This is a genomic window from Halomonas sp. IOP_6 (assembly GCF_021151565.1).
Classification (GTDB): Bacteria; Pseudomonadota; Gammaproteobacteria; order Pseudomonadales; family Halomonadaceae; genus Vreelandella; species Vreelandella alkaliphila.
Genome location: NZ_JAIRBO010000004.1, coordinates 311,191 through 332,698, shown reverse-complemented (window position 1 = coordinate 332,698; position 21,508 = coordinate 311,191). Strand labels below are relative to the sequence as shown.

The 21,508-nt window shown below is 55.6% G+C and carries 23 protein-coding genes; 10 read left to right on the top strand and 13 right to left on the bottom strand.

From position 1 onward, the window contains the following. The first annotated feature begins 7 nt into the window (after positions 1-7). Positions 8-247 carry a formate dehydrogenase subunit delta gene (locus tag K7H08_RS09965; protein WP_231657811.1) on the top strand — a complete coding sequence of 80 codons (240 nt, stop codon included), beginning with the start codon at positions 8-10 and terminating at the stop codon, positions 245-247. 67 nt (positions 248-314) lie between these two features. On the opposite strand, the gene ureG is transcribed toward K7H08_RS09965, so the two are convergent. The 6 genes from ureG to K7H08_RS09935 all read right to left on the bottom strand — a co-directional run bounded on the left by ureG (position 315) and on the right by K7H08_RS09935 (position 4,779). Further along, entirely contained in the window at positions 315-947 is a 633-nt protein-coding gene (gene ureG, locus K7H08_RS09960; protein ID WP_038479289.1) for an urease accessory protein UreG, read from the bottom strand. Between the two features lie 23 nt (positions 948-970). Continuing rightward, complete coding sequence (locus K7H08_RS09955; protein ID WP_231657886.1) at positions 971-1,693, bottom strand: urease accessory protein UreF; 723 nt, start codon at positions 1,691-1,693, stop codon at positions 971-973. Beyond that, on the bottom strand, positions 1,683-2,255 hold the full coding sequence (locus K7H08_RS09950) for an urease accessory protein UreE (protein ID WP_231657810.1): 573 nt from the start codon (positions 2,253-2,255) through the stop codon (positions 1,683-1,685). Before K7H08_RS09950 ends, K7H08_RS09955 begins: the two co-directional genes overlap by 11 nt. Positions 2,256-2,405: 150 nt before the next feature. After that, on the bottom strand, positions 2,406-4,121 hold the full coding sequence (ureC, locus tag K7H08_RS09945; RefSeq protein ID WP_231657809.1) for an urease subunit alpha: 1,716 nt from the start codon (positions 4,119-4,121) through the stop codon (positions 2,406-2,408). Further along, a complete protein-coding gene (locus K7H08_RS09940; protein WP_198348903.1) occupies positions 4,118-4,438 on the bottom strand; it encodes an urease subunit beta in 321 nt (106 codons plus the stop codon). The genes ureC and K7H08_RS09940 overlap by 4 nt, the downstream gene beginning before the upstream one ends. 38 nt (positions 4,439-4,476) lie before the next feature. Next, a complete protein-coding gene (locus K7H08_RS09935) occupies positions 4,477-4,779 on the bottom strand; it encodes an urease subunit gamma (RefSeq protein WP_009723133.1) in 303 nt (100 codons plus the stop codon). A 373-nt stretch (positions 4,780-5,152) separates the two neighbouring features. Between K7H08_RS09935 and K7H08_RS18470 the strand changes: the two genes are divergently transcribed. From K7H08_RS18470 to K7H08_RS09910, 5 genes are all read left to right on the top strand, one after another. Next, positions 5,153-6,088 carry a helix-turn-helix transcriptional regulator gene (locus K7H08_RS18470; protein WP_231657808.1) on the top strand — a complete coding sequence of 312 codons (936 nt, stop codon included), beginning with the start codon at positions 5,153-5,155 and terminating at the stop codon, positions 6,086-6,088. Positions 6,089-6,215: 127 nt separating this feature from the next. Further along, complete coding sequence (gene fauA / locus K7H08_RS09925; RefSeq protein WP_231657807.1) at positions 6,216-8,360, top strand: TonB-dependent alcaligin siderophore receptor FauA; 2,145 nt, start codon at positions 6,216-6,218, stop codon at positions 8,358-8,360. Positions 8,361-8,367: 7 nt separating this feature from the next. Continuing rightward, positions 8,368-9,345, top strand: coding sequence for an iron-siderophore ABC transporter substrate-binding protein (locus tag K7H08_RS09920; RefSeq protein ID WP_231657806.1), 978 nt, complete (start codon positions 8,368-8,370; stop codon positions 9,343-9,345). A 14-nt stretch (positions 9,346-9,359) separates the two neighbouring features. Beyond that, positions 9,360-10,361, top strand: coding sequence for a FecCD family ABC transporter permease (locus K7H08_RS09915; protein WP_231657805.1), 1,002 nt, complete (start codon positions 9,360-9,362; stop codon positions 10,359-10,361). Between the two features lie 3 nt (positions 10,362-10,364). After that, complete coding sequence (locus K7H08_RS09910) at positions 10,365-11,414, top strand: FecCD family ABC transporter permease (RefSeq protein WP_231657804.1); 1,050 nt, start codon at positions 10,365-10,367, stop codon at positions 11,412-11,414. On the opposite strand, the gene K7H08_RS09905 is transcribed toward K7H08_RS09910, so the two are convergent. The 4 genes from K7H08_RS09905 to K7H08_RS09890 all read right to left on the bottom strand — a co-directional run bounded on the left by K7H08_RS09905 (position 11,415) and on the right by K7H08_RS09890 (position 14,484). After that, a complete protein-coding gene (locus tag K7H08_RS09905) occupies positions 11,415-11,690 on the bottom strand; it encodes a DUF3325 domain-containing protein (protein ID WP_231657803.1) in 276 nt (91 codons plus the stop codon). Then, positions 11,687-13,201 (bottom strand): PepSY-associated TM helix domain-containing protein, encoded by a 1,515-nt coding sequence (locus K7H08_RS09900; protein ID WP_231657802.1) that lies wholly within the window; start codon positions 13,199-13,201, stop codon positions 11,687-11,689. The genes K7H08_RS09905 and K7H08_RS09900 overlap by 4 nt, the downstream gene beginning before the upstream one ends. Before the next feature lie 19 nt (positions 13,202-13,220). After that, positions 13,221-13,502 carry a hypothetical protein gene (locus K7H08_RS09895; RefSeq protein ID WP_231657801.1) on the bottom strand — a complete coding sequence of 94 codons (282 nt, stop codon included), beginning with the start codon at positions 13,500-13,502 and terminating at the stop codon, positions 13,221-13,223. Positions 13,503-13,599: 97 nt separating this feature from the next. Next, positions 13,600-14,484: an urease accessory protein UreD gene (locus tag K7H08_RS09890; RefSeq protein ID WP_231657800.1), complete on the bottom strand. Its 885-nt coding sequence runs from the start codon at positions 14,482-14,484 to the stop codon at positions 13,600-13,602. 474 nt (positions 14,485-14,958) lie between these two features. Here K7H08_RS09890 and K7H08_RS09885 point away from each other — a divergent pair, with 474 nt between their 5' ends. The 4 genes from K7H08_RS09885 to K7H08_RS09870 are packed head-to-tail and all read left to right on the top strand — an operon-like array spanning position 14,959 to position 18,742. Further along, entirely contained in the window at positions 14,959-15,921 is a 963-nt protein-coding gene (locus K7H08_RS09885; protein WP_231657799.1) for a metal ABC transporter solute-binding protein, Zn/Mn family, read from the top strand. 23 nt (positions 15,922-15,944) lie between these two features. Continuing rightward, entirely contained in the window at positions 15,945-16,727 is a 783-nt protein-coding gene (locus tag K7H08_RS09880; RefSeq protein WP_231657798.1) for a metal ABC transporter ATP-binding protein, read from the top strand. A 3-nt stretch (positions 16,728-16,730) separates the two neighbouring features. After that, positions 16,731-17,825, top strand: coding sequence for a metal ABC transporter permease (locus K7H08_RS09875; RefSeq protein ID WP_120386093.1), 1,095 nt, complete (start codon positions 16,731-16,733; stop codon positions 17,823-17,825). Then, on the top strand, positions 17,822-18,742 hold the full coding sequence (locus K7H08_RS09870) for a metal ABC transporter permease (protein ID WP_231657797.1): 921 nt from the start codon (positions 17,822-17,824) through the stop codon (positions 18,740-18,742). Before K7H08_RS09875 ends, K7H08_RS09870 begins: the two co-directional genes overlap by 4 nt. Positions 18,743-18,825: 83 nt before the next feature. On the opposite strand, the gene urtE is transcribed toward K7H08_RS09870, so the two are convergent. From urtE to urtC, 3 genes are read right to left on the bottom strand one after another with little or no spacing between them, the layout of a single operon-like run. Beyond that, positions 18,826-19,533: an urea ABC transporter ATP-binding subunit UrtE gene (urtE, locus tag K7H08_RS09865; protein ID WP_038479346.1), complete on the bottom strand. Its 708-nt coding sequence runs from the start codon at positions 19,531-19,533 to the stop codon at positions 18,826-18,828. Further along, the gene (gene urtD / locus K7H08_RS09860) at positions 19,533-20,369 is read right to left on the bottom strand and encodes an urea ABC transporter ATP-binding protein UrtD (RefSeq protein WP_198348797.1); all 837 of its coding nucleotides are present in this window, start codon (positions 20,367-20,369) and stop codon (positions 19,533-19,535) included. Before urtD ends, urtE begins: the two co-directional genes overlap by 1 nt. Continuing rightward, on the bottom strand, positions 20,366-21,508 hold the full coding sequence (gene urtC / locus K7H08_RS09855; protein WP_231657796.1) for an urea ABC transporter permease subunit UrtC: 1,143 nt from the start codon (positions 21,506-21,508) through the stop codon (positions 20,366-20,368). The genes urtD and urtC overlap by 4 nt, the downstream gene beginning before the upstream one ends.

Below are 21,508 nucleotides of genomic sequence, written 5' to 3'. Positions count from 1 at the left end.
ACACTCAATGTCGACGCATAACGATAAAAACCTGATTCACATGATTAACCAAATCGCCGTGAACTTGCGCGGCGGCCACGACGAAGAAACGGCGGCAACAGCCATCTGTCGACACTTGGAAACCTTCTGGGCAAGACCAATGAAGCAGCGCCTGGTGGCCTCACTGAAACGTGAGGATGATGAACTGTCACCGTTGGCACGGCGCGCTGCTTTGTTATTGGCTGAGCGACAAACCCGCTCGACATAGTGGCTTGCCACTTGGCAAGCCACTGCTAGCGAGTACTTGTTATTTTATTGCAGCAACTTTCTACCGATTATGCTGTTGCCGCCTGGGGCCGACGCTCATCCAACATGCCTTTATCGAGAATAAAACGGATGATCTCCTCAAGCCCAACCCCGTCGTAGAGGTTGGTAAACACAAAGGGACGCTCGCCGCGCATTTTCTTCGAATCCCGCTCCATCACCTCAAGCGATGCATGAACCTGTTCGGCAATATCGATTTTGTTGATAATCAGCAGGTCTGACTTAGTAATGCCTGGCCCGCCTTTACGGGGGATCTTATCGCCTGCGGAAACGTCAATCACGTACAGCGTGAGGTCAGAAAGCTCGGGGCTGAACGTCGCAGAGAGGTTGTCACCGCCGGACTCCACTAGTACCAGCTCTAGTTTTGGATGGCGAGCGTGTAGCTCATCGATGGCCGCCAGGTTCATCGAGGCATCTTCGCGAATGGCGGTATGCGGGCAACCGCCGGTTTCCACACCTAAGATGCGGTCAGCAGGCAGCGCATCGTGCTTGAGCAGAAAGTCGGCGTCTTCACGGGTATATATGTCGTTGGTTACGACGGCGATATCGTAGTAATCCCGTAGTGCCGAACAAAGCTGCTTAAGCAGTGCCGTTTTGCCGGAACCCACCGGGCCACCCACACCTACACGTAAACAGTGCGTCATTGTCATCTCCTACTCATAAGCGTTTAACTTCTAAACAAGCGTGAATATTGTGTTTCGTGCAGAGCGCTTGCCAGCGCCACGCCGGGCAGTACCGGGCCAAGGTCATCATCTTTCAGCAATAGTGCCTGATCGACGGCCGCCACCAGTTCCCCGCGCAGCTGTTCAATCACCCGCTGGGCGGCGGTATGGCCCAGGGGAAGTGCTTTGCAGGCCACTGCCAGCTGGTTTTCCAGCCACGCCCAGCCAAACCCTAATAGCGCTTGGCGCGGGGGCACACGGCGCATAAAAGCGGCGTAGCTAAATAGCGTCACATAGCCTGCATGGGCAGGTAATAAAGGCGGCAGACAGCATTCACTTCGCTCATCCTGGCGGGGTAATAAATCCAGGCTGCCCAGCAGGCGCTTGAGCGAAGCACCCAAGCGGCTATCTTCAGCGGCTAATTCAGCGGTTTCGCGGGTGGCCGCCAACCACTCGTCCCACTGAGCGATTGCATCGCTGTCATGCTGCTCAAGGGCAGTGTAAAAGCGCGCGATCAGCGGCAGTTCACAGCGGGTTAGGCCATCTTCCAGTACGCCCGAAAGCCACTCAGCCAGACTTTTCTCATCACTTACCCAGCCGAGTTCAAAGGCACTTTCCAGCCCCTGGGAAAACGCAAAGGCACCAATGGGTAGCGCGGGGCTGACCAGCTGCATTAGCCCTAGCAGGGCTAAGTCATGGCTTTCTGGTGCGGCATACTCAGTGGGCATGATGATGCTCATGCGCGTGTGAATGGTCGTGGTCATGAGCGTGGTCATGAGCGTGGTCGTGGGAGTGCCCATGACCATGAGAATGCCCGTGAGAATGTCCGTGAGAGTGCCCACCGCCACCTACTTGGTTATAGGCCCCTGGTTCTGGATCGAAGGTGGCGTTGTGGTGCTCAAGCTCAGCCCCCAGTAGTTCCGCCAGTTCTTCTAGCACATGGTCGGGTGGGAAACGCACCCAGCCACCCTTCTCGTCTTCGCCCAGCGCCAGCTGTACATGGCGGTTGCCAAGGTGGTACGCCAGCCGCGCCAGGGGTAAGCCGGTGCTAACTCGCGCGGTCACCATCGGCTCGATGGCGGCACGTATGCGCACCACTTCGCCATTTTCCGCTTTTAAGCCTTCGCCATCGCGCAGCACTGGGCCACGGTCTAGAAACAGCCCCAGATCGCGGCCACTATCGCTTTGGGCTTTTAGGCGCCCGCGAATGCGCAGCTCAAAGGGCAGCGTCAGCGTGTCGCTGGCGGTGCTCTCTTCCACCGGCCCTAAACGTTCTATCAGTTTCAGCATCTATCTCTTCCTATTAAAACCACCCAACGCCTAGCCGGAGGTAGGTCGAAGTGAGGGTCTTTTGCCATGGATGGCAAAAGTAGCGTACAAGGATGTATTCACAGCGCCCTCACGTAGTCCTACCTCTCGGCGCTCCTCGTATTGCGTCAATCAGAACAAGTGATAACGCTGGGCTAGCGGCAGTTCGGTGGCGGGCTCGCAGGTAAGTAGCTCGCCATCGCAGCGCACTTCATAAGTTTGCGGGTCGACGGTGAGTTCTGGGCAGGCGTCGTTGAGCTTCATATCTTTTTTGCGCACGCCGCGTACGTTTTTACAGGCGGAAAGCGTGCTCTGCAGGCCCAGCCGCTCTTTAATGCCTGCGTCAATCGCTGCTTGGCTTACGAAGTTGAGCCGCGTTTGGCTGGCGGCCTTTCCAAACGCCCCAAACATAAAGCGATAATGCACCGGCTGAGGCGTGGGAATCGACGCATTGGGGTCGCCCATGGGCGCCGCTGCAATCATGCCGCCTTTTAAAATCAGCGAGGGCTTTACACCGAAAAATGCCGGTTTCCAGAGCACTAAATCAGCCAGTTTGCCAACTTCGATGGAGCCCACCTCATGGGCAATGCCATGGGTAATCGCAGGGTTAATGGTGTATTTGGCGATATAACGCTTGGCGCGCAGGTTATCAGCGCCCAATGCTTCATCTTCGGGCAATAAACCGCGCTGCACTTTCATTTTATGGGCCGTTTGCCAGGTACGGCAGACCACTTCGCCCACTCGCCCCATGGCTTGGGAATCCGAGGCAATCATCGAGATCACGCCCAAGTCGTGGAGAATATCTTCGGCGGCGATCGTTTCACGGCGAATACGTGAGTCAGCAAAGGCCACATCTTCGGGAATGTTGGGGTCCAAGTGGTGGCAGACCATCAACATGTCCAGGTGTTCGTCGATGGTGTTAACCGTATAAGGCCGCGTCGGGTTAGTGGAAGACGGCAGCACGTACTCTTTTGAGCAGGCGGTCAGGATATCCGGCGCGTGACCGCCGCCTGCCCCTTCGGTGTGATAGGTGTGAATGCCACGCTCTTTAAACGCCGCCAGGGTGTCTTCCACAAAGCCGGATTCGTTGAGTGTGTCGGTGTGGATTGCGATCTGCACATCATACTTTTCTGCCACACTGAGGCAGGTATCAATGGAAGCAGGCGTGGTGCCCCAGTCTTCGTGGAGTTTAAGCCCCATGGCACCGGCTTCCAGCTGCGCCTCCAACGCTTCCGGCAAGCTGGCGTTGCCTTTACCCAACAGGCCAATATTCATCGGCAGGTCGTCCACCGCTTGCAGCATTTTGCCAATATGCCAGGCACCGGGAGTGCAGGTTGTCGCATTAGAGCCCGTTGCAGGACCAGTGCCGCCTCCCAGCATGGTGGTCACGCCGCTCATCAGCGCTTCTTCTACCTGTTGGGGGCAAATAAAGTGAATATGCGCGTCGATACCTCCAGCGGTGAGAATCTTGCCTTCGCCTGAGATAATTTCAGTGCCGGGGCCAATCACTATATCTACATCGGGCTGGGTGTCGGGGTTGCCTGCCTTGCCAATCGCGGCAATGCGCCCGTTTTGCAGGCCGACATCGGCTTTAACAATGCCCCACCAGTCTAAAATCAGCGCATTGGTAATCACCGTATCCATCACCGTGGCGTCGTTACGCTGGCTTTGCCCCATGCCGTCGCGGATGACCTTACCACCGCCGAATTTCACCTCATCGCCGTAGTGGGTAGCGTCTTGCTCCACTTCGATCCACAGTTCGGTATCGCCCAGGCGCACGCGGTCGCCCACAGTGGGGCCATACATATCGGCATAGGCTTGCCGACTGATTTTGTTAACCGGCTTCATTGTTTATCTCCATCGAGCGTACCCATCACATCGCCACGGAAGCCGTAAATTTCGCGCTTACCAACGAAGGGAATTAGCGTGACCTCGCGGGTCTGGCCTGGCTCAAAGCGAATCGCGGTGCCCGCTGCCACATCTAAGCGAAAGCCACGGGATTTGCTACGATCAAATACCAGCGCGGGGTTGGCTTCAGCGAAGTGGTAGTGAGAGCCGATCTGAATGGGGCGGTCGCCGGTATTGGCCACTTCGACGCTAATCCGCTCGCGGCCCACGCATAGCTCAATATCACCGTCTTTTAACTGGTACTGTCCTGGAATCATTGGGCCGGAAATCATGGCAGCCTCCTGGTTGCTGACGACTAGTTGATTGGCGTGTGAACGGTCACAAGTTTGGTGCCGTCCGGAAAGGTGGCTTCTACCTGCACCTCATCCACCATTTCCGCCACGCCATCCATGACGTCATCACGGCTAAGGATTTCACGGCCGTAGCTCATTAAGTCGGCGACACTTCTGCCGTCACGGGCACCTTCGATAATTTCAAAGCTGATCAGCGCGACAGCCTCGGGGTAATTAAGCTTTAGGCCGCGTGCTTTGCGGCGCTCGGCAAGCTGGGCAGCAGAAAATAGCAGCAGCTTATCTTTGTCTCGTGGGGTCAGTTCCATGGGGGCTCCATTGGCTCGATCAGTGGGAGCGCTCAACAGAAACGACGGTGCAGGATTTGGAACAACGCTCCCAGACTATCGAAACCGAGCACGCCTATTTGAAGCAATGCAGCGCAACCGCCGTACCAAAATGGTGAATAGAAAAAATAGTCATTATTATTCAATAGCTTGAAAAATACCGACTTTCCCTTATTCGCACCAAAATTGCACCACGCCAATTAACCAACCCTTTAATCGCACCAAAACAGTGCAACAAAACTCCCACTTAGCATTTACTATCAAATAGAAATAAAACACATTACTATTTGTGCGCGTCTTTTAAATAAGGCTGTTTGTTGAACCTTTGTTTCTACACCAGGTTGAGACACACCACGTGACCATTAGCACCCGCTATACCGTTGATCATTTTTTAGGCTACGGACGCCGATACAGTATCGATTACTGCTTTCCCATCACTTCCAACGCTGCCTGCACGCCGAAAACATCAATCGCCCAAGGGCGTGTAGAAGAAGTTAGCCTAGCGGCGGGTGTGGAGCTTTTTATTTCCGATTTGGATGTGCTGCGACCTTATCAATCGTTCTCTAAGGGCAATACCGACCTGCTGATTGTGGTGATGTTAGAGGGCTGCGCACATTTCGATATTGATGGCCAAAAGCGTTGGATAACGGCAGGGGAAGCTTGCTGGCTAAGGCTGGACACAGGTTTAACGCTAAGCGCTTTTCATCCTGCTAATCAACGGCTTCGCACGCTATGCCTATCGCTCGACGCACCAGCGATGCAGGCTTGGTATGGTTCTTACATTTCATCGACTTCCCCCCATGTCTGGCAACTCAGTCCTGGATTACAGCTCACCATCGATGAAGCGTGCTGTGCTTCCAGTAGCGATGAGTCGCAACGCATGCGCTTTCAAGGACTGGCACTGCAAATCATCGCCCAGGGGCTGGACTGCCGTTCGCCATATACGGCTGACAGTGGCGCACTATATCGACAGCGCTTGGCGCTGATACGCCGCTGGCTGGATGAAGAGCCGTCGTTTGACCACACGCTGCAACGCTTAGCGGATCGCGCGGCCATGAGCCCAAGTACGCTAATGCGGCATTTCAAGATGGCTTACGGTCTAGCGCCTATCGACTATTTGCGCAAGCGTCGGCTTGCGCTAGCCCGCGAGCTGCTGCTGAGCGGCCACAGCGTTCAACAAGCGGCACATTTAAGCGGCTACCGTCATGCCAGCAACTTTATTACTGCATTCAAGAAAAACTACGGCATTTCACCGGGTGCTTTGACAGAAAGTTCCCTTGAGCGCTCCTGAAGCGATACGGCTGACGTTTGCGCATAATCAATTGCGCGGTGAGCATAACCGCCCGTCCAGCATAAGTGGAATAATTCTCATTATGAAATATTAACTATTGGCAACATCCACTTTGGAAAACCGCTCCATGCCCCTTTCATATAGATCAAAATGCACTGCGCTTATTCTTTGCTACCCTCTGCTTGCCTTCGCTGAAGCTCCTGACGAAACACTGGATGATGTGTTAGTGACCGGTGAGCGCCTCAGCACCAGCAGTGAAGGCACTCAACGCTATACAGTTCCCGCCAGCCGCAGTGCGGTCGGGCTGTCATTAACGCCTCGCGAGACGCCCCAATCAACAAGTGTTATTACTCGCCAGCAGATCGACGACCGTGCGGTACAGACAGGCGGTGATGTTTTAGCCCAAGTACCCGGCGTTTCGCCAAGCCGAGCTGACAGCAACCGAATTAGCTATGCCGCGCGTGGTTTCTCAATCCGTAGCGTGCAGTTTGACGGACTCAGCATTCCGCTCAGCGGTTTTTGGAATTTTGGCGATACCGACTGGGATGCGGCGATTTATGATCGTGTTGAAGTAGTGCGCGGGGCAACCGGTTTATTGACCGGCGCTGGCGAACCTTCGGCAAGCGTTAACTTTATTCGCAAACGCCCGTTGTCCGAAGCGGCTGCCTCTGTTTCCGCAGGCATCGGCCGTTGGGACCGGCGCCGCGTCACCGCGGATGTGTCTGTCCCATTAAGCAGCGATGGCACGACAGGGGCCCGCTTTGTCGTCGCCAAAGACCAGAACGATAGTTTTATCTCTCATCTCGAAGATGACCATGAGACGCTTTACGGTGTTATCAGTAGCGAGCTTACCCCCGCTACTCAATTAACCGTAGGGGTTGAATATCAGCACAACGAGACGCTCGGCGCGGGGGCCAGTGTCCCGGCTTTTTATGCTGACGGCAGCCGCACGGACTTTGACCGCAGCGCATCTAACAACACCGACTGGTCAACGTTTTACAACGAGACCACTCGCGTGTTCGCTGACCTTAGCCACCAACTGGATAACGGCTGGACGTTACGCGCCGCGGTCAGCCATAACGATGGTAACTATGGCCTAGAGTACCTTTATCGCGGCGGTTTCCCAGACAGGGAGACAGGCCTTGGTATGTCCAGCTCCTTCTTAAATTACCGCGGCAACCGCACTCAACAAACCGTTAACGTGACGGCCGAAGGTGATTTCAGCTTATTTGGCCGCCAACACGAGCTGGGCTTTGGCTGGATGCATAACGAAGATGACTTTGAGATAAAACTGGCCACCCCGGTTGGCACGCCGCCTTCCGCGGGTAGTTACCTTAATTGGCGAGACAGTGTGGTGGCCAAGCCTCAATGGGGGCAATTCAACAGCTCAGATAATATGCAGGTAACGCAAAGCGGCGGCTTTATGGTGTCGCGCTTTTCGTTGAGTGACCCGCTTAATCTCATTCTTGGTGCACGCCTGAGCGATTGGGAATTGGATCAGACTTATTATGGATCTGAGCGGCAGTACCGATATAGCAACGAAATAACGCCTTATGCAGGCATTATCTACGATATTAATGACTACGCCTCTGTTTACGCGAGTTATACCGAGATTTTCCAGTCTCAGAATGCCCGCCGTGAGGATGGCTCTCTGCTTGATCCTATTCAGGGTCGCAGCTATGAACTGGGGGCTAAGGCAACCCTTCTGAACGGCCACTTGGATAGCAGTATTGCACTGTTTAGAACAGAGCAGAACGGTGTGGCCGAAGCTATTCCTGGCGTTGATGTGATCGGCCAGCCGGGTACGTCCGCCCACCGCAGTGTTGATGGTAATCAGGTCAATGGCATTGAAGTCGAATTGATTGGCGAAGTGGCCTCTGGCTGGAATGTGAGCGCCAGCTACACGCTAGCCAATGCAGAAAATTCCGACGGCGAGCGGACTAACACGACCCATCCGCGCCAACAGGTCAAATTGTTTACCACTTACCAACTGCCGGGTGCATGGAGTGGCTTAACATTGGGCGGCGGGGCACGTTGGCAAAGCGATATTTGGCGGAACACATCCAGCCCCAATGGCCAGGTTAAGGTTGGGCAAGATGCTTACGCCGTTGCTGATCTGATGGCACGCTATCGCTTCAACGATCAATTAAGCGCGCAGTTGAACATCAACAACGTGTTTGACAAGGACTACTACGAGCAAATTGGTTTCTACAGCCAGTACTGGCTTGGCGAACCGCGTAGTGCCGTTATGTCAATCAACTGGGATTGGTGAGAAGCTGATGCTGTTACGCTCATTAATCACCCTGTTAATTGCGGCTGCCCCCATGACGGGGGCAGTGGCTGATGCCGATCGGTTTCCCGTTGTCATCCCAAGCCCACTGGGAACAGCCACCATTGACGAGCCACCGCAGCGCGTCGTCACCCTTGGCGTTGGTGCTGATGATATTGCTCTTTCACTTGGCGTGGTGCCGGTAGGCGTCAGCCGTGCGGAGTGGGGCGGCGATGAAGACGGCTATTGGCCATGGGTACGAGACGCTCTGGAAGCACAAGCAGCGCCGCTCCCCACGACGATTACGCAATACCCCGAGCTGGATGTTGAAGCACTGCTCGCGCTGGAGCCGGATGTCATTCTGGCACCTTCCAGTGGTGTTCCAGACGCTATTTATGATCTGCTGTCGCCACTGGTGCCCATTGTCGCTTACCCAGAGCGCCCTTATCTCACCTCTGTTGATGAGCAGATTGAACGTATTGCACAAGCGCTTGGCGTGCCGGAACAAGGCGCTGCTTTAATACGTCATCTCGACACATCACTGAGGACTGCAGGCGAGTCTTATCCAAGTCTTGCGGAGACCACTTTTGCTTATGTTCGGCCCGACCCAGCCTCCGGAAACGTCTCTGTGTATTTAGCAGACGACCCTCGTGTTGGCACACTGACAGGCCTTGGGCTTCACTTGTCACCAACGGTTGAAGGCCTTTCTCCAAGCGGTAATCACTTTGCGCACTACCTAGGGTTTGAACATCTGCCCATGCTCGAAGATGTCGATTTAGTGGTCTCTTGGTATCACAGCGCAGAGCAGCGCGATAGAGTCGCTGAGCTACCGCTGTTTGCCTCATTGCCAGCCATTTCAGATGGCCGTTATCTGGCGCTAACCGATCAGCCATTAATCGTGGCTAGTTCTGCCGGTTCGCCACTAGCGACTCAATGGATGATCGAGCGGCTCTTGCCACGCCTTGCCGAGGCAGCAGAACAGCGATGAATGCTGGAGCGGGTATGGAGAACGGCCTATTTCCCTCTTTACGGCAACGAACACGCTGGCTGGTCGGGCTAATGGGGGCGGTACTGCTGTTTGGCTGGGTCAATCTCTCGGTGGGAGCAGAACACCTCTCCCCTTATCAAGTATGGCGGGCACTTCAAGCGCTAGACACTAGCTACGCCAACGACTTAGTGGAAGCACGCCTATCACGCACACTGCTCGCCATCGCTACCGGCGCGGCGCTTGCTGTCGCCGGTACACTGCTCCAAAATTTAACTCGCAACCCGCTGGCTGAGCCTGGGCTTCTAGGTATCAATGCAGGCGCAGCCGCGTCTCTAGTCACCGCTGGTTTGGTGCTTGGCTCGTTGCCTGCAGGCGCTTTTTGGTTAGCGCTACCTGGGGCGCTTTGCGTGGCTGTTTTAGTCGGAGTGCAGAGCGCTTATCGCCAGCATGACCCATCGCACTTGCTGCTGTTAGGGGCGGCGCTTAACGCCGTTCTCTTTGCCTACGTACAAGCCATCACCCTTACTCACCCCGCCTTATTTGCCAACTATCGCTTCTGGATCGTTGGGTCCATCAATGGGCATACGTTAGATGAGGCTCAGCGGCTATTGGGCTGGATAGCGGTCGGGCTAGGCCTGTCGTTTATCCTCCCGCGCTTTTTGCACGTCCTGCAAATGGGTGACGGCGTGACCAAAGCGCTGGGACTGAATGCGGGTTGTTTAAGGCTGGCGGTGCTTAGCGGTAGCGCGCTGCTAGCGGCGATTTCAACCGCCACGGTGGGCCCTATCGCCTTCGTGGGCTTAGCCGTGCCGTTATTAGCCAAAAAAATTGCCGGTCATTACGTTTATTGGCAACTTGCCATCGCGCTAGTGATGGGCCCCCTGATGATGATACTTGCAGACCTGCTCGCACGCCTTTTGCTAAGCCCTTCTGAAATCATGACAGGGATTCTGACAGCGCTGCTAGGCGCGCCATTTCTGTTAGTCGCTGTGCGCATTAACCAGCGCGGTGTGTGAGTTATGATGAAACGCTTTAATACGTTACTGCCAGCCTCCCGTCTTTTGCTCCCCTGGCGTTTGCCACCCTGTCTTTTGCCACCCCGTGCTTTAGCCCCCTACGTGTTGGCCAGCATCATCGCTTTAGGGCTATTACTGGGTTCTCTCATGCTGGGAAGCCAAGGGCTTAGCAAGGAAGCGCTTGGGCACCTTATCCAAGGTAATGCGACACCGTTTGAACAGTGGCAGGCGTTTACGCTGCGCTTACCACGGGCATTCGTCGCGCTGTGTGCTGGCTTTGCGCTGGGTGTATCGGGTGCCCTGTTTCAAGGCATCACCCGCAACCCGTTAGGCAGTCCCGATATTATCGGCCTTACTGCCAGCGCTAGCCTGGGAGCACTGCTGGCAAGCAGTTGGCTGGTGGGCATTATGTCTACCACAACGGGGGCCGCGCTGGGCGCGATCATCGGCACGCTGGCGGTCTATAGCGGCTCTGGGCGCGGTTTTCGCCACCCCTCTTCAATGATTATTGCTGGCATCGCTATCAATGCCTTAGCCCTAGCAGGCGTGCAGCTACATTTGACCTGGCTGGGCCAAGAGCAAGCGCGAGACGCGATGATTTGGCTTAGCGGTAGCGTAGCAGGACGCCAATGGCACGATCTTTGGCCAATGCTTGGCCTGTGTTTGCTGTTACTGCCCGGTATTGTGCTGATAGCGCCCCGGCTGCGTCTGATGGCGCTTGGCGACCCTGTCGCCAAAAGCCTCGGCGTTAATCTGGCAGCCTCACGCTTATTAAGTGCCTTAATGGGGGCTTTTCTGGCGGGTGGCGCGGTCGCGACGGTAGGGCCGATTGCGTTTGTGTCCCTTGCCGCGCCCCAGTTGGCGTTACGCCTGTGGCGAAAACCTGGGCCGCTCCCCTTAGCGGCAGGTGTGGTCGGAGCCCTGCTCCTGTTAGCGGCAGACTTAGCGGCTCAGTACTCCTTACCTTCTGGGGCGTTACCCGTCGGGGTTTTAACAGCCGGGCTGGGCGGCGTCTATTTGGTTTATTTATTGAATCGCCAGCGGCGGGGGTAATTACGGCTGCTGGCGGAAGCGCTCAAACATCGCCAGAACAAGAAATACCACTCCCGCCGAGATGCTTAGACAGCCCAGCCATAGCGTTATTGCCAGCCCTGTGCTCCAGGTTTCCATCGCCAACCAAAGCGGCCAACCGAGTATCGCGCTGCCCGCCCAGAACCAAGGTTTTTGTTGAACAGGCTTAAGGCCACAACGGCGTCGATGGCGGCTATCCGACAGCGCAATTAATGCAAAACCCAGCGTACAGAGTGCCAGAATCGTGGTGAGCATCATGACGCCACCTGAATGGGCTGCACACGGGTGCTCGCTTTTTTAGCAGCTCGTTTCATCTGCCAGACGATGGTCAGCGCGCCGACCAAGCACATCAGGTCAACGCTAACACGCTGCCAATTACCTGCGGCAAGATCACCTAGAACACTATAGGAAGGAGCCAGGAGGTTCAGTATTGGCAGGCAAAGCAACAAGATAACGGTCAGTGTTAACTGCTCCCGCCACGCCTGCGAGGCCGAGCGCCTTAAAACAGCGTGTAGCAACGCCAGCAGCCAGGCGGCAAAGAAGCAATGGATTTCCCATTGGGCACGCCCACTAAGCGCCACCGGTAAAAGTCGATTGCTGGCTAAAAAGGCCAATACGGCAATCGGCATGCCGGCCAGCGTGGCTATATTAAGCCGCTCGACACACCACATCCCCACCACACTGCCCTTCTTATGCTTACGCTTTGACGTCCATAGCAGTAGCCCGGTTGCCACCATGCCACACCCAGCAGCGCCCAAGGCAAAATAGATCCAGCGCATGCCCCAGTTAGCAAAACGGCCTGCATGTAGCCCCACCATGACGCCGTGTGCTTGTTCATCGACACGTTGCGACTGAGTCTCTGCTAACAAGGCGCCCGAACTGGCCTCATAAATACGTTGTGGGCGGTGTGCAGACAACGCCTCGTGGGCACTCTGCCAAACCACGGCACGCGCGCCTGCATCGCCAGGGTGGCTGACCCTCAGGGACTGCACCGGCTTCTGCCAATGCGCTTCAGCATCATCGACCAGTTCACTAAGGGCATATAACGCTGCAGGCTGCCCCGTGGCTGAGCCAGAGAGGGGAAAAGCATGCAGTTCACTGGTCGCTTGGCGGCGCGCGTCAGCATCGGGAAACGCGTGTTCTACTCCCCAAGGCATATAGAGCGACATGAGCGTTATCAAGCCGGTATAGGTAATCATTAGCTGAAAAGGCAGCGTTAACACAGAAAATGCATTGTGCGCATCAAGCCAGCTACGGGCGCCCTTTTGGGGCCGGAAAGCAAAAAAGTCGCGCAGGATTTTTTTATGGGTTATCACGCCGCTAATGATTGCCACGAACATCATCATGGTGGCGATACCAATGAGCCAGCGGCCATAAACGGCGGGGAGGTGATGCAATTGAAAATGGAATCGGTAGAAAAAATCCCCCCCACGCGTTTCTCGCGGGGTAACCAACGCCAGAGTGGTTGGGTCAAGTACCGACTGCTCTCTCCCATCCGCCCCAAACCAAACGGCTGTCGAGACCGACATGCGCTCATTAGGAAAGGTAATCTGCCAGCTTCTCGCCGATGAGGCATGTTCAGCAAGATAGTGCTGCCAGTAATCAGCCAGACGTCGGTTATCCCACTCAGCGTTCGCGGCGACACTCGGTAGTTCGGGCTGCATCCAAAACGAGATACTCTCTTTGAAGTAACTCAGTGTTCCCGTCAGAAAAACGGCAAACAGCAGCCAAGCGGCTAACAAGCCACACCATGTGTGCAGCTGAGCCATGTTACGCCTCACGCTGCGCTTAGTGGACGCCATAGTTAGCCACCACTAGAAGGCCGCAAATGGCTAAACCGATAACCCCCCAAAGACGTATCAAACTTGGCGTGATAAACGACCAGATCGCCACACCCGCCCAAATAATGAAGCTCCCCATCATGCCGATACGCAGAGACATCATGATATCTAGCGGTAAGCCAAGCGCCGCCACCGAGAACAGTGCAGCGACTGTATAGCCGCCAAGCGTCGCGGCCAGGATGCGTAAGATAAGCAGCCAATACGAAGAGGGTAAAACGTTAAGCAGCATGGTGCATCTCGGTGCAGGTCACAAACAGCCATCTTAATGCAAAAGGTTTTCATTTGCATTAGTGACAATAACTTATTTAGCACCTGCTGCATAACGTTTAGGTTAACCAAATGCGCGGCGTGTGGGCGGCGCGAGCAATCCAGCGCGGGCGCAGTAAATGCCAAGCCTGCTCACACAGTGCCCAGGCTTCATTACGTGAGTTTCCGAGGTAACGTAATAACAGTACGCCCTGGCGAACGGTGACCGCCCAACGCGGGTTGTCCGGCAGCGCTTCGCGTAGTTCATCAATCGCCGCACCGGCATCTTCTAAACCAACCGCCCACAGCGTGGCTTGCACCGTGGCGCCCCCCTGCCCCCAGCGCCCGTTAAAACGCGGATGTGCAGGATCCAACGGTTGGCGTTCAAGCCACAGCGGCTTGCCATCTAGGGTTAAACGAAAGTGCTGCTCAATTCGGCCTGTTACATAGGGAAGTTCACTGGCGGGGCGGCCCAGCGCCATGATTTCCCAACCCAGGCAACGGGCACTGCCATGCAACGCAATATGCGTTCGCTGAGTGCCTTTGGAGCCATCAAAGGCAATGGTTTCCTGAGGCAGCCACTCAAGGATGCCGCCATCATCCACGTTCAGTTCCGTCTGTTGGTTCCAGGCGACGCCCTGACTGTCCGCTTTATAAAGCTTGTTAGCCGCAGGCGTGGTGAGCAGCGCATGAGCACCACGCTCGATGTGGGCGCGAATCGTCAGGGCATCGCCACTGACTAAACCACCGGGTGGATGCAGCACGTACACATGGCAAGCTTCCGTGCTGCCTTCTGGGTAAAACGGGCGCTGTACTCGTAGAGGCCCTTGGTGACGAGCCTGCACCAACCGGGTTGTGCCCTCACGGTTAGCAAAACGCAGCGCCAGCGATGCCGCCCAGTGGCGCTCGCCATCAAAGCGATGGCCTGAGCCAGCAGCAGGTGTCGCAAGTTCACACAGAGTCATGGGCGCTATCGCTTCCTGTTGGTCAATATTTCAACTTGAAATGCAAGGAATGCGCCAAAATGGTGAAAAGTGCTTATGCGCCGCCATAGCGCCCGTATGAGATGGAAAAAGATAGTTTCAACCTGCCCATTCCGCACCAAAAAGAGTCAATCTAAAGACAGACTGCACCACGGCTGCACACTAATCCGTTTTGCTCGCGCCGTCACGTCAGCCCGCTTGGCTCGCTGGACGTACTTGGTGGCCGTATTTGGTGATCATAAGTACCGTCGGCGATATTTTGGTTCTCTTGACATTCGATGCAGAACGCCAGAAACTTAGCCAAGGCTATACTTCTTGCTTCATGCAAAATCAATGACGCCTTACCACATTGCTTAACACACATCGGTCAAACGCTTATTGATCACACACTCATCAATCCTTAACCCAATCTGTCTCAACCTATCGTTTAAGCTGGCTTTCCGGCTGGGGGGAATCATGGCAACAAGATACGCAATTGCTCTGGCAAGCTTACTTCCGCTAAGCAATATCGCCTCCGCCGACGAGGCGCCGCTCAATGTAGTCGCGACCATTGGGATGATTGCCGATATCGCCCAGGAGATCGGCGGTGAGTGCGTTAGCGTAGACGCGCTGATGGGCCCCGGCGTAGACCCCCATTTGTATCAGGCAAGCGCTAGCGATGTGGCAACACTGCGAAACGCAGAACAGATTTTCTACTCAGGCTATTCGCTGGAAGGCCAGCTAGGCGACGTACTGGAAAGGTTCTCCGAGCGCACACCTACGCTTGCCGTAGCCCCTGCCTCGATTGACCCCGCGTCATTGATTACCTCACAGGATGTGTACGGCATCGATCCTCATCTGTGGATGGACGTTTCTTTATGGGCGCAAACACTGCCCACGCTCAATGCCTCGCTGAGTGAAGCGCGCCCCGACTGCGCCGCGACGTTTGATGCCAATACCGAGCGTTATCAGGCGCAACTGCTTGCCCTGCACGAATGGGTGGCAGACAGTATTGCCAGCATTCCCGATGAGCAACGCATTCTGGTCACCGCTCACGATGCCTTTGGTTACTTTGGCCGCGCCTACGATATCGACGTGGAAGGCATACAAGGCATTAGCACAGAAACGGAAACGGGGATTGCTGATATTCGCAACATGACAGATATTGTGGTGGATCGCGCGGTTCCAGCCCTTTTCATCGAGAGCACCATCAACCCGCGCACGGTTCAGGCAGTTATTGATGCCGCCCAACAACGGGGCCAGACTGTCGAAATTGGCGGCGAACTCTACTCCGATGCCATGGGCGACCCGGACACGGTCGATGGCACTTATATGGGGATGATCTACCGCAACACCCAGCATATTGTCGAAGCGCTTGGCGGTACCCTGGCACCGCTTCCCGATGAAATGAACGATTGGGCTACCGAGTGGACGCTCTAATCACTCAACAAGGCATTGCAACAATGGCGACACCCGTAACGACCGACACGGCGCTCAGTATTCAGAACCTGACCGTCAGCTATCATAATCAGCCCGTTCTCTGGGATATTAATCTGGAGATTCCTACCGGCGTGATGGCAGGCATTGTCGGCCCTAACGGGGCGGGTAAGAGTACGCTGATCAAAAGCCTGCTGGAGCTTGTACCATCGCTTTCCGGCGAGGTCATGGTGCATGGGCGCCCCTACGCCTCACAGCGCAGACGCGTTGGCTATGTGCCGCAGCGCTCCAGCGTCGACTGGGACTTCCCGACCACCGCGCTGGATGTGGTCACCATGGGTCTTTACGGTCGCCTGGGCTGGCTCCGGCGCCCAGGGCGTAAAGAGCGTGAGGAGTCGCTGGAAGCCTTGGAGATGGTGGGAATGAGCGCCTATGCCGACCGCCAGATCAGTCAGCTTTCTGGCGGCCAGCAGCAGCGAGTGTTTCTAGCCCGCGCACTGGTACAACAGGCCGATGTGTACTTTCTCGACGAGCCCATGGCCGGGGTTGATGCCACCACCGAGCGCGCCATTATCGACATTCTGCGCCGCCTGCGCGATGCGGGTAAAACGCTGATTGTTGTCCACCATGACCTGCAAACCGTACGTAATTACTTCGACTGGCTGTTGCTGCTTAACGTACGCGTGATTGCCAGCGGCAAGGCTGAAGACGTGTTTAATATTGATTATCTGCGTCAGGCGTACGGTGGCCAGATTGCCCTGCTGAACGATAGCGACGCCTTGATGTTCACTGCTTCAAAGGTGAAATAACCCATGCAGTGGCTCGACCTTCTGTCTGACTACACCTTTCAAAACGTGGTGATTGGTGCCTCGCTACTGGGGCTGATCAGCGGCCCTCTGGGCTGTTTTGCGGTGTTACGCCGCCAGAGTCTGCTCGGTGACGCCATTTCGCATGCGGCGCTGCCCGGCGTGTGTTTAAGCTTCATCATCACCGGCAGTCGGGATATGGGCAGCGTTATCATTGGCTCACTGGCCACCGGCTCGTTAGCCGCGCTGACGATGCTGCTGCTGACCCGCAAAAGCCGCTTGAAAACCGATGCCGCTCTCGGAATTTGCCTAAGCATTTTCTTTGCCATTGGCATCGTGCTGCTGACCTATATCCAGGGTACCAACAACGCCTCCCAAGGGGGGCTCGAAGCCTTTCTGTTCGGTCAGGCCGCCGCTACGCTACGCTCGGATCTGTGGGTAATGGGTAGCATCACCCTTGTCACACTCACGCTGCTCGCCATCTTCTGGAAACAAGCCAAGCTGGTCACTTTTGATGGGCAGTACGCCCGCTCGCTCGGCATGCCCGTCAACGCTATCGAAGCCGCGCTTACCGCTATGGTGGCGCTCGCCGTGGTGGTCGGCTTGCAAATGGTTGGCGTGATATTAATGGCCGCCATGATCGTGGCGCCAGCAGCAGCGGCCCGGCAGTGGAGCCGTCATCTGGGGGGGATGCTGGTTATTGCCGCTGGTATCGGTATTGTCAGTGGGGTCTCGGGAGCAACCATTAGTACCCTATCCCGTGGTCTGGCGACCGGCCCGCTGGTGATTCTCACCGCAACGGCTATTGTAATCATCTCACTGGCGCTTGCCCCCGGCCGGGGCCTGCTATGGGGCTTCATCAAGCATTACCGCCAAAAAGAAGCATTGCAGAAGCAGCAATTGCTCTACGCGCTTTACAAGCATCCCTCCGCTTCACAACACTACCGCACAACATTCGGCGTGCGCAGGGTGTTGAGTCAACTTAAGCGTCAAGGATACCTTATACGCTCTCCTGATGGCGGAACCGGATGGGCGCTAACGTCGCGGGGAGAAAAGGCAGCGAAACAGGTGGTCGCCACCTTCGAAGAGGTCGTGACATGATTGCTGAATTACTGACCGACACGGCGCTGCCCATTATTCTGGTAGGTGCCATGGTTGGCATTGCCTCCTCGGCGGTGGGTACCTTCCTTGTGCTGCGCGGCAATAGCATGCTCACTGATGCGATTAGCCACTCAATTGTGTTTGGCATTGTGATTGTCTGGCTGCTGACAAAGCAGCAGAGCGGGCCCGTGCAGCTAATAGGCGCCGCATTAACTGGGCTATTAACCGTGTTGCTCACCGAAGCACTGGCCAACACCAAGCGAGTAAAACAGGATGCCGCCATCGGTCTGGTTTTCCCCGCCCTCTTCTCCATCGGCGTGCTGTTACTCAATGTCTACGCCAACGATGTACATATCGACACCCACACCGTACTGCTTGGCGAGATCGGCTTTGTATGGCTGGATACCATCGACCTGTTTGGCCTGCCCATCCCCCAGGCGCTCGTCTCGATGAGCATCATGACACTGCTGAATTACGGTTTTATCGGCCTGTTCTACAAAGAACTGAAACTTGCCACCTTCGACCCGGCGCTGGCAAAAACCTTCGGTTTTATGCCAACCATTCTGTTCTACGTGCTACTGATGCTGACCAGTTCCACTGCCGTTGCCGCCTTTGATGCGGTAGGTGCGGTGCTGTTTATCGCCTTTGCCATTGTGCCCGCCTCAGCCGCCTACCTACTCACCGACCGCCTGTGGATGATGTTTATCATCGGCGCACTCATCTCCATTGCCGCCAGCATTTCCGGCTATTATCTCGCCGTTTACCTGAACGTTTCTATCGGCGGCATGATGGCCGTCATGACCGGCGTATTCCTGATACTCGCCTTTCTGTTGGGCCCGCGCTATGGCCTCGCTACGCAGCTTCTCAAACGCCGCCGCGACCGTCAGTCACCGGTGGAGCCGCCTGCCAATCTGTGAACGCCGGTTTCTCCGCTGCATCAACAAAGCGCCCGCCTGATGGCGGGCGCTTTACTTGGTTGAGGCAACCGGGTGTGGATAACTTAAACGGTCAGGTGCTGCTTGATCAGTTCATTGGAAAGCTCGGCGATTTCACCTTTGGCGACCGGACGGCCACGATCCATAATCACAAAGCGGTCGGCGTATTTGCGCGCAAAGGGCAATTTCTGTTCGACCAGCAATACCGTTAAGCCATCTTCCTTGATCAGTTGGCGAATCACCTGGCCGATTTGCGCCACAATATTGGGCTGAATCCCCTCCCCTGGCTCATCCAAAATCAGCAGCTTGGGTTCTATCACCAGCGCGCGACCGATGGCGAGCTGCTGCTGTTGCCCACCGGATAAGTCACCGCCACGGCGATGCTTCATCTCTTTTAAAACCGGGAACAGTTCATAGATACGCTCGGGGATTTTTTTCAGCCCATCACTGCGCGCTGCCAAGCCGGTGCGTAGATTCTCTTCCACGCTGAGCAGCGGAAAAATCTGCCGTCCCTGGGGGACAAAGCCAATGCCCAAACGGGAACGTGCCTCAACGGCTTTTTTGGTCAGCTCAATGTCGCTACCCTCACCCTGATAGCGTAGCTGGCCACTCTTTACGGCCACTTCGCCCATAATGGCTTTCATTAAGGTGGTTTTACCCACCCCGTTACGGCCCATCACGCAAGTGCACTGGCCTTCAGGCACGTCGAGGTCTAAATCCCACAAGGTGTGGCTTTCCCCGTAGAACTGGTTAAGCTTTTCAATCGCCAGCATTAGGCAGCCTCCTCGTCGTCTGCACCCAGATACACCTCGACCACTTTCGGGTCGCTGGATACCTGATCCATACTGCCTTCTGCCAGCACGCCGCCTTGGTGCAACACGGTCACTTTACGGGCAATGGAACGTACAAACCCCATGTCATGCTCTACCACAACCACCGACTGTTTACCCGCCAGGCCTGTTAGTAACTCTGCGGTGCGCTCCATCTCCTGTTCCGTCATCCCGGCGACGGGTTCATCTACCAGCAGTAAACGCGGGCGCTGCATTAACAGCATGCCAATTTCCAGCCACTGCTTTTGACCGTGGGAAAGAATCCCTGCTGGCTGGTAGCGCAGCTCGGCCAAGCCAATCGTTTCAAGCACCTCATTGATACGATCTTTAATTTCATCAGTTATACGGGCAGTCAGCGTGGGAAAAATACGCTTGTCGGCGGCCATCGCCAGCTCCAGGTTTTCAAACACGCTCAGCGCTTCAAATACCGTGGGCTTTTGGAACTTACGACCAATTCCCAAGCTGGCGATATCCGGTTCATTCATTTGCAGTAGATTATGACGGCTGCCAAACCACACGCTGCCTGCGTTGGGGCGTGTTTTGCCAGTAATGATATCCATCATGGTCGTTTTACCGGCCCCGTTAGGGCCGATAATGCAGCGCAGTTCACCGTCATCAATAGTCAGGTTTAAGTTATTGATTGCCTTGAAGCCATCGAAGCTCACCGAGACATCTTCCATATACAGAATCGGGCCATGGCGCACATCCACCGGTGAGGCCTGAGGAGCCATAAAATCAAATACCCGATCCCGCGTGGTTAGCGATTGCAACAAGCTCATGCGGTAGCCTCCTTCGGCAAGGTATCGGATTTTTTGCGGCGTTTTAGGTGAAGCAATAACCCCGCCACGCCTTTGGGTAGCAACACGGTGACCAAGACAAACATCGCGCCCAGGGCAAACAGCCAGGCATCCGGCATCACGCCGGTGAAAATTGTTTTGGCGTAGTTGACTAAGATCGCCCCGATAACCGCTCCATAAAGCGTGGCGCGGCCACCCAGTGCCACCCACAGCACAATTTCAATCGAGAAAATCGGTGAGAACTCACTGGGGTTGATAATCCCTACCTGAGGGACATAAAGCGCGCCAGCCAAGCCTGCCAGCATGGCGGAAACCACGAATACAAATAGCTGGAAGCGTTCGACCCGGTAGCCAATAAACCGCGTGCGTGCCTCAGCATCCCGAGTTGCCACACACACTCGACCTAGCTTGCTGGTAACAATCGCTCGACACAGGATATAGCCCAGCGCCAGCGCAACGCCGGTGGCAATAAACAGCCCTAAGCGGGTGTCGTTGCTGCGTAGGTTGTAGCCCAGCAGCTCGCGGAAATCGGTCAGCCCGTTGTTGCCACCAAAGCCCATCTCATTGCGGAAGAATGCCAGCATCAGGGCAAAGGTCAGCGCCTGGGTAATAATCGACAAATACACCCCAGTGACCCGCGAGCGAAACGCTAAAAAGCCGAATACCAATGCCAATAACCCAGGGGCCAATAGCACCATGGCAAACGCAAACCAGGCCATATCAAATCCGAGCCAGTACCAGGGCAGGCTGTCCCAGTTGAGAAACACCATAAAATCCGGCAGTACCGGGTCGCCGTAAGTACCGCGGTCACCAATTTGGCGCATCAGGTACATACCCATGGCGTAACCGCCAATGGCAAAAAACGCCCCGTGGCCCAGGCTCAGAATGCCCAAATAGCCCCATACCAAATCCACCGCCACTGCTAGCAACGCGTAGCTTAAGTACTTACCGAACAGGTTCACGGTGTAAGCATTAACGTGCAACGGGTGGCCTTGGGGCAGCGCTAAATGGAGCACCGTAACCAGTAGCAGGGCGGCAAACAGCACGCCAAGAAAAATCTGCGTGGCCCGTTCGCTAAACGGGCGGGTTAGCCAAAACTGGCGTGAAGATGATTGCGTCAT

Coding starts and splice junctions, on each gene's coding strand:
- K7H08_RS09950 (WP_231657810.1), bottom strand. CDS start 2,255: ATGCTGAAACTGATAGAACGTTTAGGGCCGGTGGAAGAGAGCACCGCC.
- fauA (WP_231657807.1), top strand. CDS start 6,216: ATGCCCCTTTCATATAGATCAAAATGCACTGCGCTTATTCTTTGCTAC.
- ureC (WP_231657809.1), bottom strand. CDS start 4,121: ATGAAGCCGGTTAACAAAATCAGTCGGCAAGCCTATGCCGATATGTAT.
- K7H08_RS09965 (WP_231657811.1), top strand. CDS start 8: ATGTCGACGCATAACGATAAAAACCTGATTCACATGATTAACCAAATC.
- K7H08_RS09895 (WP_231657801.1), bottom strand. CDS start 13,502: ATGCTGCTTAACGTTTTACCCTCTTCGTATTGGCTGCTTATCTTACGC.
- K7H08_RS09885 (WP_231657799.1), top strand. CDS start 14,959: ATGGCAACAAGATACGCAATTGCTCTGGCAAGCTTACTTCCGCTAAGC.
- K7H08_RS09940 (WP_198348903.1), bottom strand. CDS start 4,438: ATGATTCCAGGACAGTACCAGTTAAAAGACGGTGATATTGAGCTATGC.
- K7H08_RS09935 (WP_009723133.1), bottom strand. CDS start 4,779: ATGGAACTGACCCCACGAGACAAAGATAAGCTGCTGCTATTTTCTGCT.
- K7H08_RS09880 (WP_231657798.1), top strand. CDS start 15,945: ATGGCGACACCCGTAACGACCGACACGGCGCTCAGTATTCAGAACCTG.
- K7H08_RS09870 (WP_231657797.1), top strand. CDS start 17,822: ATGATTGCTGAATTACTGACCGACACGGCGCTGCCCATTATTCTGGTA.
- K7H08_RS09915 (WP_231657805.1), top strand. CDS start 9,360: ATGGAGAACGGCCTATTTCCCTCTTTACGGCAACGAACACGCTGGCTG.
- K7H08_RS09900 (WP_231657802.1), bottom strand. CDS start 13,201: ATGGCTCAGCTGCACACATGGTGTGGCTTGTTAGCCGCTTGGCTGCTG.
- urtC (WP_231657796.1), bottom strand. CDS start 21,508: ATGACGCAATCATCTTCACGCCAGTTTTGGCTAACCCGCCCGTTTAGC.
- urtD (WP_198348797.1), bottom strand. CDS start 20,369: ATGAGCTTGTTGCAATCGCTAACCACGCGGGATCGGGTATTTGATTTT.
- ureG (WP_038479289.1), bottom strand. CDS start 947: ATGACGCACTGTTTACGTGTAGGTGTGGGTGGCCCGGTGGGTTCCGGC.
- urtE (WP_038479346.1), bottom strand. CDS start 19,533: ATGCTGGCGATTGAAAAGCTTAACCAGTTCTACGGGGAAAGCCACACC.
- K7H08_RS09890 (WP_231657800.1), bottom strand. CDS start 14,484: ATGACTCTGTGTGAACTTGCGACACCTGCTGCTGGCTCAGGCCATCGC.
- K7H08_RS09905 (WP_231657803.1), bottom strand. CDS start 11,690: ATGATGCTCACCACGATTCTGGCACTCTGTACGCTGGGTTTTGCATTA.
- K7H08_RS09875 (WP_120386093.1), top strand. CDS start 16,731: ATGCAGTGGCTCGACCTTCTGTCTGACTACACCTTTCAAAACGTGGTG.
- K7H08_RS09910 (WP_231657804.1), top strand. CDS start 10,365: ATGATGAAACGCTTTAATACGTTACTGCCAGCCTCCCGTCTTTTGCTC.
- K7H08_RS09955 (WP_231657886.1), bottom strand. CDS start 1,693: ATGCCCACTGAGTATGCCGCACCAGAAAGCCATGACTTAGCCCTGCTA.
- K7H08_RS09920 (WP_231657806.1), top strand. CDS start 8,368: ATGCTGTTACGCTCATTAATCACCCTGTTAATTGCGGCTGCCCCCATG.